The sequence below is a fragment of the Nonomuraea sp. NPDC052129 genome, assembly GCF_040680095.1.
GTDB lineage: Bacteria > Actinomycetota > Actinomycetes > Streptosporangiales > Streptosporangiaceae > Nonomuraea.
Window position 1 is genome coordinate 12,480 of the sequence record NZ_JBFAVX010000015.1, and the last position, 14,287, is coordinate 26,766.

Sequence of the window (14,287 nt, forward strand, 5' to 3'; positions counted from 1 at the left end):
TGTGAGCACGTCCATCTCCCCGCCGCGGGCCACCTCGGCCCGCGGCGGGGAGCGGGTGGCCGACAGCGTGCGGGCTCGCCCGCCCCGGCGTGGCGGACGGGCCCGCGGCTGGCTGTACGTGCTGCCCGCGCTCGCCGCCTACCTGGGGTTCGCCATCTGGCCGGCGCTGAACACGGTGCGCCTGTCGCTGCTGAACTGGGACGGCATCCTGCCCGCGACCTTCGCCGGCCTGGACAACTACGTCAAGATTTTTCGTGATTCGGCGTTGTACGAGGCCATCCTGCACAGCCTCATACTGATCGTCTTCTTCTCGTTCATCCCCATCGGGGTCGGGCTGTTCATGACGGCCCTGCTGATGGGCAAGGTACGCCGGGGGATGACGTTCTTCCGGACCGTGTTCTTCCTTCCCCAGGTGCTGCCGCTGGTGGCCGTCGGCATCACCTGGCGATGGCTCTACAGCGAGTCCGGCGTCGTCAACCAGGTCCTCGACCTGGTGGGGCTGGGGGCGATCACCCGCGCCTGGCTGGGCGACTACGGCCTGGCACTGGTCGCGCTCGGGCTCATCGGGACCTGGGTGATGAGCGGGCTGTGCATGATGCTCTTCCTGGCCGGCGCGCAGAAGATCGACCCGTCCCTGTACGAGGCGGCCACGCTCGACGGCGCCGGGGCCTACCGGCAGTTCCTGCACGTCACCCTGCCCGGGGTGCGCAAGGAGATCACGATCGCCGGCGTCATCACCACGATCGCCGCGCTGGCCAGCTTCGACCTCGTCTTCACCACGACGAACGGCGGCCCGGCGGGGCAGACCAATGTGCCCGGCCTGCTGGTCTACCGGCTGGCCTTCAACGAGGGCGACATCGGCGGCGCCAGCGCGCTGGCCGTCGTGCTGACCGTGATCGTGATCGCCGTCGTCGGTGCCGTCCGATACTTCACCAGGGATGAGAGTTGAGCATGCGCGGCGGTGTCGGAATCCGGTACGGAGTGCTCGTCCTGATGGCGGCCATGATCCTGGTGCCGTTCGTCGGCATCGTCCTGGCCGCCCTGCATCCTCCGGGCTCGCAGCTCAGCGGGCTGAGCATCCCGGACCGGTGGTCGTGGGAGAACTTCGCCCTGGCCTGGGAACGGGGCAACTTCACCGCCCTCATGCGCTCCAGCCTGCTGATCGCGGTCTTCGTGGTGCCGATCGCGGTGACACTGGCCACGCTCGCCGGCTATGGGCTGACGGTCCTGAAGGTGTGGGGCAACCGGGCGCTGTCGTTCGGGTTCGTGCTGGGGCTCACGCTGCCGATCGAGGTCATCGTGGTGGCGCTCTACTTCAACCTGCGCGAGGTCGGCCTCACCAACTCCTACGTCGGCATCATCCTCGCCGAGGTGGCGCTGTTCATGCCCTTCGGCGTGTACTGGATGCAGACGCACTTCTCCAACATCCCCGACGAACTCGTCGAGGCGGCCCGCATCGACGGCGCCCGGGACTTCATCGTGCTGGCGCGGGTGCTGCTGCCCATCTCGTGGCCGCAGATCACCACGCTGTCGGTCCTGTACTTCATGTGGTCGTGGAACCAGTTCATGCTGGTCCTGGTCATGATGCAGGACCCGGACCGGCGTACCGCGCCGGGCGGCCTGGGGCTCTTCGTCGGCCAGTACACCACCGACATCCCACTGCTGGCGGCGGCGTGCCTGATCGTCGTCGCGCCGATCGTGATCGTGTACCTCATCTTCCAGCGCAGCTTCGTCAACGGCATCACCCAGGGTGCCATCAAGGGTTGACCAGGATCGCCCCGCCGCCGCCCGTGTTCGAGCACCGGGTGGCTCTTGGCGTTTCAGTGCGCGCACGTCTCGGCTCATTTTAAATCAGTCGCTTGACTTAACGTTGCGACCCCGGTTAACTGACCACGAACCGAAGGAGGTTCTCGCGGAGGGCACCTCCACCACCCGTAGAGGCACAGGAGGGACTCTCGATGAAAGTACGCGTGGACGAGGACAAATGCTGCGGCGCGGGCACGTGCGTGATGCTCGCGCCGGAAGTGTTCGATCAGCGAGAAGAAGACGGGATCGTGATCCTGCTCGACGCCGAACCGGCCGAGCAGTTGCACACCACGGTCCGCGAAGCGGCCAGCATGTGCCCGGCGGCCGCGATCGAGCTGAGCGAGAACGCGTGAGCGCTCCCTCCAGCGTTCTGGTGGTCGGCGCCTCGGCCGCCGGGCTCGCCACCGCGGAGGCGTTGCGGCGCAAGGGCTATCAGGGCGGCCTGACCGTCCTCGGCGCCGAGCCGCACCTGCCCTACGATCGGCCGCCCCTGTCCAAGCAGGTCCTCTCCGGCGCCTGGGACCCCGAACGGGCTCAGCTGCGACCGCAGACCGCGCTGTCCAGCCTGGACGCCGAGTTCGTCCTCGCCGATCCAGCCGTCGGCCTGGACGTGGCCGTACGCACCGTGCACACCGCGGCCGGGCGGGCCCTGCGGGCCGACGCCATCGTCGTGGCCACGGGACTGCGCGCCCGGACGCTGCCCGGCCAGAAGGATCTGGCCGGGGTCCACGTACTACGCACGCTGGACGACGCGCTGGCCCTGCGCGCGGATCTGCTGGCCGCCTCGCGGCTCGTGGTCGTGGGGGAGGGCGTGCTCGGCGCTGAGATCGCCGCCACCGCGCGCGGCCTGGGCCTCGAGGTCACCATGGCCGGCCCTCTGGCGGCGCCGCTGGCCGGCCAGATCGGGCCCTCGGTCGCGGGACTGCTGGCCGAACTGCACACCGAGCGCGGGGTCCGCCTGCGGCTCGGTGCCGGTGTCGACCGGCTCACCGGCCAGGACGGCAAGGTCACGGGCGTGCGCCTGGACACCGGCGAAGTGCTGCCGGCCGACGTGGTCGTGGTGGCGATCGGTTCTGACCCGGCGACCGGCTGGCTGGCCGACAGCGGCCTGCGGGTGGAGAACGGACTGGTGTGCGACTCGCGCTGCCGCGCGGCCGAGGGCGTCTACGCGGTCGGTGACGTGGCCCGCTGGCAGCACGACAGGTTCGGCACCCTGCTGCGGCTGGAGAACCGGACCAACGCCACCGAACAGGCCGGCGCCGTCGCGGCCAACATCCTCGGCGATGACCAGCCCTACTGCCCGGTGCCTTACTTCTGGACCGACCAGTTCGACACCAAGATCCAGGTCCATGGCGTGCTGCCCGTCGACGCCGAGGTGACCGTGGTGGAAGGCGACCGTTCGGCCCGCCGGTTCGTCGCGCTCTACCGCAGCGACGGCAGAGTCACCGGCGTACTCGGCTGGAACATGCCCAAGCAGACCCGCCTGCGGCGCCAAGAGGTCGTCGACGCGCTTCCCGACTTCGTCTCCACCCTCTGACTTTCCTTGGAGAACCCGATGACCAGTACGTTGGACACCCCGGACTACCCGATGACGAGGGCGGCCGGCTGCCCGTTCGATCCGCCTCCGGCGCTGCGGGAGAAGCAGAAGGAGGGCCCGCTCACCAAGGTCCGCCTGTGGGACGGCAGCACGCCGTGGCTGGTGACCCGTTACGCCGACCAGCGGGCGCTACTGGCCGACCCGAGGGTCAGCGCCGACGCCTACCAGCCCGGCTATCCGAGCCCGACCGCCCTCGTCGGCTCGGGATCACCCATCAGCTTCATCATGATGGACGACCCCGAGCATGCCCGGCTGCGGCGGATGGTGACGGCGCCGTTCACGATCAAGCGGGTGGAGGCGATGCGGCCGGCCGTACAGAAGATCGTGGACGATCTGATCGACGACCTGCTGGCCGGTCCGAAGCCGGTCGACCTGGTGGAGGCGTTCGCGCTGCCGGTCCCGTCGCTGGTGATCTGCGAACTGCTCGGCGTACCGTACGCCGACCACGACTTCTTCCAGGACAACAGCAAGACCATCATCAACCGGGACGCCGACCCCGAGCAGCGGGCGGCCGCCCTCGGTCGGCTGGCCGGCTACCTGGATACCCTGCTGGGCGAGAAGCTCGCCAACCCCGGCGACGACCTGCTGTCCGGGCTGACCGAGCGGGTCAAGACCGGGGAGCTGTCCCAGCGGGACGCGGCCGGGATCGGGGTGCTGCTGCTGATCGCCGGGCACGAGACGACCGCGAACATGATCGCGCTCGGCACGCTCGCCCTGCTGGAACACCCCGACCAGCTGGCCCTCCTGCGTGACACGGCGGATCAGAAGCTGGTCACCTCAGCGGTGGAGGAACTGCTGCGCTACCTCCACATCACGCACAACGGGCGGCGCCGGGCGGTGCTGGCGGACATCGAGATCGCCGGACAGGTCATCCGCGCCGGCGAGGGGCTGATCATGGCCAACGACATCGGCAACCGCGACCCCGACGCCTTCCCCGACCCCGACCGGCTGGACCTCCAGCGCGACGCCCGCCACCACGTGGCCTTCGGCTTCGGCATCCACCAGTGCCTGGGCCAGCCGCTGGCCCGGATGGAGCTGCAGGTCGTCTACAGCACCCTCTATCGGCGCATCCCCACCCTGCGGCTGGCCGCGGACCTGGACCAGATCCCGTTCAAGCACGACGGGTCCGTGTACGGGGTCTACGAACTCCCCGTGACCTGGTGACCTTCCCCCACAACGACAATCAAGAGGATCTCATGAAGGTCATCATCGACCAGGACAAGTGCGTCGCTTCCGGGCAGTGTGTGGTCGCCGCGGCGGAGGTGTTCGACCAGCGCGACGAGGACGGCATCGTGGTGCTGCTCAACCCGGACCCGCCGGCAGAGCAGGCCGCCGACGTCAGGCATGCCGCGGTGGTCTGCCCGGCGCTGGCCATCCACATCGAGGACTGACACCCGCACCGGCTACCGCGAGCGGCCGACCCGAACGCTGGACCGGCCGCCGTGGTGCCTGTAGTTCGCTGTTACGCGCTTGGCGTGCGGCTGGGCAGGAGTGGCTCCCACCAGGGGCGATTGTCGCGATACCAGGCGACGGTCTCCGCCAGGCCGGTGTCGAAATCCTTGCGTGGCCGGTAGTCCAGCTCGGTGCGGGCCTTGGTGCAGTCGACCGAGTAGCGGAGGTCGTGGCCCTTGCGGTCTTCGACGTAGGAGACCTGGTCCCAGTCGGCGTCACAGGCTTTGAGGAGCAGACCGGTGAGCTCTCTGTTGGTGAGCTCCGTGCCGCCGCCGATGTTGTAGATCTCGCCGGGACGGCCTTCGGAACGGACCAGTTCGATGCCCCGCACATGGTCGTCGATGTGCAGCCAGTCACGGGTGTTGCCCCCGTCGCCGTACAGCGGCACCCGCCGGCCGTCGAGCAGGTTGGTGATGAACAGGGGGATGATCTTCTCTGGGAAGTGATGGTGGCCGTAGTTGTTGGAGCAGCGGGTCACCCGCACGTCGAGACCGTGGGTGCGGTGGTAGGCCAGGGCGAGCAGGTCGGAGGCCGCCTTCGAGGCGGAGTACGGGGAGCTGGGCCGCAGCGCGTCGCTCTCGAGCGAGGAGCCCTCCGCGACCGAGCCGTAGACCTCGTCGGTGGAGACGTGCACGAAAGTCCTGAGGCCGCTGCGGACCGCCGCGTCGAGCAGGGTCTGGGTGCCGGTCACATTGGTGCGCACGAACTCGGTGGCGCCCATGATGGACCGGTCGACATGCGACTCGGCCGCGAAGTGGACCACCTGGTCGTGGCGGGCGACGAGCGGGTCGACGAGTTCGGTGTCGCATATGTCGCCCTGGACGAAGGTGAACCTCTCGTTCGTACGGACCTGCTCAAGATTCGCCGGATTGCCCGCGTAGGTGAGCTTGTCGAGAACGGTGATCTCCGCGTCCCCGTCGGCCTCGTCGAGCAGGGTGCGCACGTAGTGGGAGCCGATGAAGCCGGCGCCGCCCGTCACCAGGATCCTCATCGGGTGATCTCCTCCTCGGTCATGCCAGGCTTCAGCACTGGACGCCGCTTCCCCCGCGGTCACGATCTGTCTTTCACCGTGGAAATCATATCGCCGGTAAACCGGGCGCAACCGTTTAGTGGCCGACATAGGGGGGCGCGGGGGGATGGCTAGGGGGTGAACGAGGGTCGTCTTGGAGTCCATTCCGATGTGCAGCGGTGTGATGCTCGGTGCACGAATATCGACTCCGGCTACCGGTTTTCCCTGACGAAGGGTATTTCGTGAAAGGCATAATTCTGGCCGGCGGGCACGGGACCCGGTTGTATCCTATTACGCTCGCGGTCTCGAAACAGCTCCTGCCGGTGAACGACAAGCCGATGATCTATTATCCCTTGTCCGTCCTCATGCTGGCGAATATCAGAGAGATCCTGGTGATCTCCACCCCGGAGGACCTGCCGAACCTGGCACGCCTGCTCCGAGACGGCTCCCACCTCGGGCTCGACATCAGCTACGCCCGTCAGGACGAGCCCGTCGGCCTGGCCGACGCCTTCATTCTCGGCGCCGACCATATCGGCGACGATTCCGTGGCGCTCGTGCTGGGCGACAACATCTTCCACGGAAATTCGTTCTACGACATCCTCCAGGAGAACACCGCGGACGTCGACGGCTGCGTGTTGTTCGGCCATCCGGTCAGCGATCCCGAGCGCTACGCCATCGCCGAGAGGGACGCGCTCGGCGGGCTTGTCTCCATCGAGGAGAAACCCGCGCACCCGCGTTCCAACTGCGCCGTCGTCGGCCTTTATCTCTACGACAACGACGTCGTCGACATCGCCAAGAACGTCCAGCCGTCCGCTCGCGGAGAGCTCGAGATCACCGATGTCAACCGGGTGTATCTCGACCGGGGCAAGGCGAAGTTCGTCGAACTCGGCCGCGGGTTCGCCTGGCTCGACGCGGGCACGCCCGACTCCATCCTGCAGGCCAGCCAGTACGTTCACATGCTCGAAGCCCGGCAGGGCGTACGCATCGCCTGCATCGAGGAGATCGCGCTGCGGATGGGCTACATCGACGCCGAGCAGTGCCACCGCCTCGGCGCGGAGCTCCTGCCCTCCAGCTACGGCCGGTACGTCTGCGCCCTCGCCACCGAGTTCCGCCATGCCCGTCAACCGGCCGGCTCATTCTCCTAGAACCCCTAGAGATCGCCGATGGCCGGCCACCCCCGGCCACGATCACCGGAGGTACCCGACATGACCATCCCCTCCGCCGCCTCACCCCTGCCCGGCCGTGGACCCGTGGAGGTCGCGCTCGAAGGCGGCCCCGCCGATGTCCCGCGAACGCTCCGCGTCATGCACGACGTGGTCTCGGATGGAAAGATAAAGATTCCACGCAATGGCGGGTACGAACATTTCGAACGGGTCGGCGCAGCGCCGGAGTCCGGCGGCCCGCCGCTCTTTCGGTGGACCACGCGGACCAAAGTGGCCGAATGAGCCGGCCCAGGGCGCACCGCGCTTCTCGCGGACTCGGGGCTCACAGCGCCCTTCACAGCGCCTTGCGCAGGCCCGGTCCGATGTCGGCCGAGCCGGAATTCTCCCGCTCCTCGACGAAGACGGCCACCCCGTCGAGCAGGCGGCGGAGGCTGAACCAGAGCCATTCGTCGATGTGGGCCACTTCCTCCTGTCTCTCCAGCAGGCTCGACAGCATGGGGAACTGCCCGGATTCGAGGATCTCCGACAGCATCGGCATCTTGGCCGCGCGCCACTGCCGCGTGGTGACGCCGGTGCGCCGCTCCGCCTCCCATTCGCTGACGCGAAGCAGGGCGGCGCCTTGTACCTGAGCGCTTACGGCGATGGTCACCCAATGCACCATCACCGGATCGAGGCCAAGGCCGTCCAAGGCGCCCATGGCCCGCTCGAGGTCGGCCAGAATGTTCGGCCCGAGCGGAGGTTGCGGGGTCGCGATGACCTGCAGCACCCAAGGGTGGCGCGAATAGAGTCTCCACTCGCGCAGCGCGGACAGTTCGAGCCGGGCGCGCCAGTCGTCCGGAACGGGCGTCAGATTCTTGTCTTCGCCGTGTACGCGATCGACCATCAATTCGATCAAGGCGTCCTTGCTCGACACGTATCGGTAGAGAGACATCGTGCCGACGCCCAGATCCGCCGCCACCCGGCGCATGGAGAGCGTCTCCAGCCCTTCGGTGTCGGCGATCTCGATGCCGGTGCCCACGATGCGTTCGAGAGTGAGCCCTTCGCGAGGCTCCCGCGGGATCGTCTCGGGCTTGGTGGGCTTGCCGACTTCCATGACCGGTTCCGCGGGGAGCTCTTCAGAGAGTGGCCCTTCGGGACAGGGCCCTTCGGAACAGGGCAGGGCACGTGCCGCCACACGCGCTCTGTACGCCCGACCCTGGCACGACCGCGAGCAGTATCGCGGACGTCGCCCCCGAGGTGCGGCATACAACGGTCTGCCGCATTGTGCGCAGGTGAGCATCTGGCCTCACAGATTTTGTCACGCGCATATTGATATGTAGTGAAATTATATCACACGAAGTCGTGATGAAACTGATCGGCGAGTGTGATGAAATGCCCCCGACCGCCACCGAAATTGCGTGATATATACCCGCTGGTGCCTCTTTGTCGGAATTTATTCCTCGATAAAGATCTTGAAGTCGGTCGAAGGCAAGTCTGAGTACGTCGTATGCACGCGTACACGCTATCCGAGGAGTGTGGGATGGAAACGGCTTCGACGACCGCTGGACGACGGGAGTGGGTGGGACTGGCGGTTCTGGTCCTCCCCGTCCTGCTGATCTCCATCACCGTCACGGTCCTCTACTTCGCGCTGCCGTTCCTCAGCGCGGAGCTGAAGCCGAGCGGGCCCGAACTGCTCTGGATCGTCGACATCTACGCCTTCTGGCTGGCGGGCCTGCTGCTCGTCATGGGCACGCTCGGCGACAGGATCGGCCGACGGCGCCTGCTGCTCCTCGGCGCCGCCGTCTTCGGCGTCACCTCCGCCGTGGCCGCCTACGCGCCCAGCGCCGAGATGCTCATCGTCCTGCGCGCCCTGCAAGGGGCGGCGGCCGCCACGCTCATGCCGTCCACCCTGGCGTTGATCCGCAACATGTTCCACGAGCCGCGCCAGCGCCGGCTGGCCATAGCGATCTGGGCGGCCGGGTTCTCCGGAGGCAGCGTGCTCGGCCCCATCGTGGGCGGGTGGATGCTGGAGAGATTCTGGTGGGGCTCGGTGTTCCTGATCAACGTGCCGATCATGGCCCTGCTGTTGGTGCTCGGTCCCATCCTGCTGCCGGAGTATCGCGATCCGCAGGCGGGCCGGCTCGACGTGTTGAGCACCGTGCTGTCGCTGGTGGCCGTGCTCCCGGTCGTCTACGGGGTGAAGGACATCGCCGAGCAGGGTCTGACCCCGACGGCCGCGCTGGCCATGGCCCTGGGCCTGGCCGCCGGCGCCTCGTTCATCTGGCGGCAGCGCGCGCTGGCCGACCCGATGCTCGACCTGCGCCTGTTCGCGAATCGGGCCTTCGGCATCTCGCTGATCACGAGCACGCTCGCGATCTTCGCCCTCATGGGACTGTTCTACTTCATCGCCCAGTACCTGCAACTGGTGCTGGGGCTGCGCCCGTTCGTCGCGGGGATACTGACGCTGCCCGCCGCGGGGATGGCCCTCGTCGGGTCGATGCTGGCCGTGGCGGTGGTGCGATGGATCCGCCCCGGCTTCGTCATCGGCGGCGGCATGTTCGTCGCCGGTCTGGGGTTCGCGGTGCTCTCGCAGCTCGAAGGCGAGCCGGGCGTGCAGACACTCGTGATCGGACTGGGCCTGCTGGGCCTGGGCCTGGGCGCCGTACAGGCGGTGGCCTCCGACCTGGTGATCGCGGTGGCTCCGCCGGAACGGGCCGGCTCGGCGTCGGCGGTGCTGGAGGCCGGCACCGAGTTCGGCGCCGCGCTCGGCGTCGCCGTCCTGGGCAGCCTGGGGCTGTTGATCTACCGCTGGACGTTCGAGGTGCCCGTCGACCTTCCCGGTGAGGCCGCCCAGACGGCGCGTGAAACGCTCGGCGGGGCGGTCCAGGTGGCGGCCCAGCTGTCGGGCCCCGCGCAGGAGGCCCTTCTCCAGGCGGCACGTACGGCCTTCACCGAGGGCATGCGGGTGGCCGCGCTGTCGGGCACGGCCATCCTGGTGGCCACGGCGATCCTGGCCACGATCCAGCTCCGGCGGGTGTCCATCGAGGAGAAGAGCCCCGATCGGGCGATATGAGGTCGACGGTAAGAGGTCGGCGATATGAGGTCGACGGTAAGAGGTCGGCGATATGAGGTCGACGGTAAGAGGTCGACGGTAAGAGGTCGGCGCTGTGTGGTCAGCGGAGTTCGACGTAGGAGAACTGTGAGGGCAGGTCTCTTCTGCCACGCACGTTGAGCTTGCGGTAGATCCGGGTCAGATGCTGCTCGACGGTGCTGATCGTGATGTAGATCTTCCGGGAGATCTCCCGGTTGGTGTAGCCCAGCGCGGCGAGCGAGGCGACCCGCTGTTCGGCGTCGCTCAGCAGGCCCATGCTCTCCGGGGTCTCCGCCTCCTGCTCGGCCGGATCGTCCTGCCGCACCGCCCAGCGCAGCGGCTCGGCCTGGCACTCGTCGGCGACCCGGTCGGCCCAGTAGCCGATCATCCTGGCCTTGTGGAGTTCGCCGATCTCGTTGAAGGCGTGGGTCAGATCGACGAGCGCGTACGCCATCTCCAGCCGGTCTCCCGCGTCCTGAAGCATGTCCACGGCCTCCCTGAGCAGGGCCGGGCGCTTCTTGAGGTCACCGATGGCGGCCAGCAGCCGCAGCGTGGCCCCTCTCGCCCTGAGAGAGTCGCCGCCGGGCAGATCATAGGGTTCCTGGAGGAAGGCTCTCGCCTGGTTCAGCTGGCCCATCTGCAGGTGCGCGGCGGCCGCACCCTGGCGCCAGGGCACCAGCACGGGAGTGTCGAGGTTCCAGGCCCGCATCAGTCTCCCGCAGCTCAGGAAGTCGCTGAGCGCCGCGTGCGACAGGCCTGTCGCCAGGTGGAAATGGGCCCGTGCCTGGAGATAGTGCAGCCCGAACCGGGTCTGGTAGATCGCGGTGGGTACGGGATGCCTGAGCAGGCGCGCCGCGACGTCGAACTTCCCCATTTCGGTGTTGACCCGGATCAAGGCGGCCAGCGGCAGGGCGATATGAATCCCCAGGCTCCGGCGCGGTAGTACATCCAACGCTATAGAGGCATATTTAACGGCTATCGCTAGATCTCCGTGGCGAATGGCGATGTGCGCCCGGACGCCGGCCAGCACGGCGCGCCAGGTGGGGGAGCGCCGTTGGACGGCTTCTTCGTACAAGACATCACAGAGTGGTGCCGCCCGATCCGCCTGATCGGAGTAGAGCAATGTGAAAAGAGAGGACTCTACGGCTTCAAGGTTCGACTCGTCCAGTGTGGTGGACTGGAGGACGCGTTCGGCGGTATCGATCTTTTGCTCATTCTCCTCCGTTCGCAAGAAGCGTGACAATAGGGCGGCCCCCTGAAGGGGAGGTACGCCGGGTGCCCCCGGCTTGGGGGTGCCGGAAGAGGCGTCCGCCACCTCGAGGAGAAGCGAGGGAAAGGCGGTGGACAACCACTGATGAGTGACTTCCAGCCGCATGGGCGTGTCTTTTTCGCCCGATTCGGCGGCCAGGGCGTTCAGCCGCCGAAGCACCTCTCCGGCTTCTTCAAGTCGTCCGTGCCACAGGAAGAACCTCAGCAGCATGCGAAGGTCGTCGAAGCCCAGGCCGCCCTCTCGCGCGATCGACATCAGATGGTCGAGATGCTGGGTGGTGGCCGCGGGGTTGATCAGCCACTCCGCCCGCGCGAGCGAGGCCCGCAGGGACGCTCGGCGCGCGTCGTCGTGACAGAAGGCGATCGCCAGCTTCAGGCATTGGATGGCGAACTCGTACTCGTCGTTGAGCAGCGTCTGATCGGCGGCTTCACGCAGCTCCACCGTCGCCCATGGCTCCGGGCAGTCGGAGGCGTGGATGAGGTGTTCGGCGACCGCGGTGCTCGCCGCTCCCTCCATGTGGAGCAGCCGGGCGGCGCGCCGGTGCATCTCCCTGCGCTCTTCGGCGTCGAGGTCGTCGAGCACGGCGGAGCGGGTCTCAGGATGGCAGAAGTGCTGTCCATCGGTGATTCCGACGGCGGCGAGATGGTTAAGGGTCTGCTGGACGGTCGCCGGCGGAAGTTCGATTAGTTCGGGCAGTAGGTTGGGAAAGGCTCCCTCCCCGAGTACGGCGAGGCCGCGAGCGGTGCGCAGCGAGGTCGGGTCGGTGCGATGGAGCAGGGCGCGCACCGATCTGGAGAAGGCATCGCCGATGACCAGCGAATTGGATTCGCCGGACTCGTGTAAATAGTCCTCGACCAACGCCTCGACAAGTAAGGGGTTGCCGCCGCCGGCCGCATGGAAATCAGGACCGAGTTTTTCCGCCGTATCCTGGTCCATGGATTTACAGAGCATCTTCGTGACGCCTTCCTGGGAAAGCGTGCCCAATCTCATGTGCTGGCAGTGCGGGTGGCGCATCAGATCCACCTCGATGAGCGGATCCATGCCCTGCGGGTTTTCTGTCGCGGTCACCACGACGAATACGTTCGCATTGTTGAGACGCTGTACGAAATTGAGCAGGAGTTGCCACGACAATGCGTCCGAATATTCGACGTCGTCGACGGTGATGAGCACCGGCGCACTCGTGGAGAGCTCCAGGACTATCGACCACAGCCCCTGGATGGTGTGCAGCCAGTCGGGATTGTGCGCCGGGGTTTCGATGGATTTCGCGCTGAAGGCGGCCTCCTCGATCAGCCGGGCCGCCTCCGAGGCGTGCTCGATCGGCAGCGCCGCGCTGTGAAAGCTCTGGCTGGCCATCCCGAGCGGCAGGTTGCGGTCGGCTCGTGAGCAGGTGGCGCTCAGCCAGGTGACGCCGCCCGCGGCGGCGCGCTGGCTGAAGGTGTAGGCGAGTTCGGTCTTGCCGACTCCTGTGGGTCCGGTGATCACCATGACCCGTCCCTTGCCTTGTAGGCAATCGGTGAGCAGGTTGTCCAGCTCCGTGATTTCGTGGTCACGCTCGATGAGGGTCATCGTGATTCCCGTTCGTCCCCTAACGCGGTATGAGGGATCATGCCTCGTCCCGATCCTTGCACAGACCCTTGAGAATCATTCTCCTACGCCCGCCACGGCACTTGTCAATACATTTGGACAAGCCCGGGAGTGGCGGTGGATTTCATCACATTGCGTCTCGGCTATTTCATCATTTCGTCACGGTGGGGCCTGCGGTTTCGGGCTGGGACGCCGAGGTCGTCTACCCGATGTGGACTATCGAAGCCCCTCAATGGCCCTTACTTGGCGGACGAATCTAGGGGGCTCCTTGTGCGCACGGCGGGACTGAATGAGTTATTCTCCTGTTCATCGCAAAGAGGGTCGGCCGAATGTGGACGGCTACCGAGAGATTTCACCGCGCGGTGCAGCGCGAGGTGAAGTTTCGTAGATAAAGTCCACTGTTTTTCTTGATTTGCGCCAGCCCGAAAAACGAGCCGAGAAAGGGATTGCTGTGAGTGACGCGGTAAACACCGGTGAAGCCTGGATCCGGCGTTACCATCCTTCGCCCGAGGCATCGTCCGTACTCGTCTGCCTGCCGCACGCCGGCGGCTCGGCCAGCTTCTATTTCCCGGTCTCGCGGATGACGCCGGCGTCGATGGAAGTCCTGGCGGTCCAGTTCCCCGGCAGGCAGGACAGGCGCGGTGAGCCGTGCGTCGAGAGCATCGGGGAACTGGCCGATCGCGTCGTGGAGATGCTGCGGCCGTGGACCGGTATGCCCATGGGGCTGTTCGGGCACAGCATGGGCGCGACCGTCGCCTTCGAGGTGGCTCGCAGGCTCGAACGGGAGGGTAGGTACCCTCTGGCGCTGTTCGCGTCGGGGCGACCGGCACCATCGGCGCTGCGCCCGGGCTTCGCCGGGCGGCGCTCGGACGAATGGCTCCTGGGGGAGCTACGGGGTCTGGGCGGCACCGACGCGCAGGTGCTCGGCGACGACGAGTTCGTGCAGGCGATATTGCCGGCGCTCAGAGGCGACTACCGGGCGGTGGACACCTATCGCTACCTGCCCGGGCCGAGGCTGTCCTGTCCTGTCGTCGCTCTCAGGGGCGAGGACGATCCCAAGGTCGACCACGATGAGGCCCGGGCATGGGGCGACCACACGACGGCCGGATTCGAGCTGCGTACGTTCGCCGGTGACCACTTCTATCTCGCGGAGCACGCGGCGGAGGTCATCGCCCTGGTCGTCGACCGGATGAGCGCCGCGCTGAACACGGCCCGCGCGGCACGCTGAACGTGGCCCGAGCGGGATGCCGAACCGCGCCGCGCGCGGCCCGAGCGGGGCGTTGAACGAGGCCCGCGCGGGCCGCTGAGGGCCCGTAAGCCATGCGGTGCGAGACGA

General features: G+C 67.1%; 13 protein-coding genes. 10 read left to right on the plus strand and 3 right to left on the minus strand.

Translation table 11 applies throughout. The annotated features are described in order from the left end of the window. Positions 1 to 55 precede the first annotated feature (55 nt). The 6 genes from AB0L53_RS29635 to AB0L53_RS29660 all read left to right on the plus strand — a co-directional run bounded on the left by AB0L53_RS29635 (position 56) and on the right by AB0L53_RS29660 (position 4,794). Entirely contained in the window at positions 56 to 949 is an 894-nt protein-coding gene (locus tag AB0L53_RS29635; protein ID WP_364001035.1) for a sugar ABC transporter permease, read from the plus strand. A gap of 2 nt (positions 950 to 951) precedes the next feature. Continuing rightward, a complete protein-coding gene (locus AB0L53_RS29640) occupies positions 952 to 1,767 on the plus strand; it encodes a carbohydrate ABC transporter permease (RefSeq protein ID WP_364000511.1) in 816 nt (271 codons plus the stop codon). A 191-nt stretch (positions 1,768 to 1,958) separates the two neighbouring features. Next, complete coding sequence (locus AB0L53_RS29645; RefSeq protein ID WP_357951416.1) at positions 1,959 to 2,159, plus strand: ferredoxin; 201 nt, start codon at positions 1,959 to 1,961, stop codon at positions 2,157 to 2,159. Beyond that, a complete protein-coding gene (locus AB0L53_RS29650; RefSeq protein WP_364000514.1) occupies positions 2,156 to 3,343 on the plus strand; it encodes an FAD-dependent oxidoreductase in 1,188 nt (395 codons plus the stop codon). Before AB0L53_RS29645 ends, AB0L53_RS29650 begins: the two co-directional genes overlap by 4 nt. Positions 3,344 to 3,361: 18 nt before the next feature. After that, positions 3,362 to 4,567 carry a cytochrome P450 gene (locus tag AB0L53_RS29655; RefSeq protein WP_364000517.1) on the plus strand — a complete coding sequence of 402 codons (1,206 nt, stop codon included), beginning with the start codon at positions 3,362 to 3,364 and terminating at the stop codon, positions 4,565 to 4,567. A gap of 32 nt (positions 4,568 to 4,599) precedes the next feature. After that, positions 4,600 to 4,794 (plus strand): ferredoxin, encoded by a 195-nt coding sequence (locus tag AB0L53_RS29660; protein ID WP_357951422.1) that lies wholly within the window; start codon positions 4,600 to 4,602, stop codon positions 4,792 to 4,794. Between the two features lie 71 nt (positions 4,795 to 4,865). On the opposite strand, the gene rfbB is transcribed toward AB0L53_RS29660, so the two are convergent. Then, on the minus strand, positions 4,866 to 5,846 hold the full coding sequence (gene rfbB, locus AB0L53_RS29665; protein WP_364000521.1) for a dTDP-glucose 4,6-dehydratase: 981 nt from the start codon (positions 5,844 to 5,846) through the stop codon (positions 4,866 to 4,868). A 260-nt stretch (positions 5,847 to 6,106) separates the two neighbouring features. On the opposite strand from rfbB, the gene rfbA reads away from it, so the two are divergent. Both rfbA and AB0L53_RS29675 read left to right on the plus strand, forming a co-directional pair. Beyond that, positions 6,107 to 7,009: a glucose-1-phosphate thymidylyltransferase RfbA gene (rfbA, locus tag AB0L53_RS29670; protein ID WP_364000524.1), complete on the plus strand. Its 903-nt coding sequence runs from the start codon at positions 6,107 to 6,109 to the stop codon at positions 7,007 to 7,009. Positions 7,010 to 7,069: 60 nt separating this feature from the next. Beyond that, positions 7,070 to 7,309 (plus strand): DUF5988 family protein, encoded by a 240-nt coding sequence (locus AB0L53_RS29675; protein WP_357951430.1) that lies wholly within the window; start codon positions 7,070 to 7,072, stop codon positions 7,307 to 7,309. A gap of 52 nt (positions 7,310 to 7,361) precedes the next feature. On the opposite strand, the gene AB0L53_RS29680 is transcribed toward AB0L53_RS29675, so the two are convergent. Beyond that, complete coding sequence (locus AB0L53_RS29680; RefSeq protein WP_364000527.1) at positions 7,362 to 8,045, minus strand: TetR/AcrR family transcriptional regulator; 684 nt, start codon at positions 8,043 to 8,045, stop codon at positions 7,362 to 7,364. A 501-nt stretch (positions 8,046 to 8,546) separates the two neighbouring features. Here AB0L53_RS29680 and AB0L53_RS29685 point away from each other — a divergent pair. Then, positions 8,547 to 10,079 (plus strand): MFS transporter, encoded by a 1,533-nt coding sequence (locus tag AB0L53_RS29685; protein ID WP_364000530.1) that lies wholly within the window; start codon positions 8,547 to 8,549, stop codon positions 10,077 to 10,079. Positions 10,080 to 10,179: 100 nt separating this feature from the next. On the opposite strand, the gene AB0L53_RS29690 is transcribed toward AB0L53_RS29685, so the two are convergent. Beyond that, complete coding sequence (locus AB0L53_RS29690) at positions 10,180 to 12,933, minus strand: AAA family ATPase (RefSeq protein WP_364000532.1); 2,754 nt, start codon at positions 12,931 to 12,933, stop codon at positions 10,180 to 10,182. A 469-nt stretch (positions 12,934 to 13,402) separates the two neighbouring features. Here AB0L53_RS29690 and AB0L53_RS29695 point away from each other — a divergent pair, with 469 nt between their 5' ends. Continuing rightward, on the plus strand, positions 13,403 to 14,179 hold the full coding sequence (locus AB0L53_RS29695; RefSeq protein ID WP_364000535.1) for an alpha/beta fold hydrolase: 777 nt from the start codon (positions 13,403 to 13,405) through the stop codon (positions 14,177 to 14,179). Positions 14,180 to 14,287: the final 108 nt, after the last annotated feature.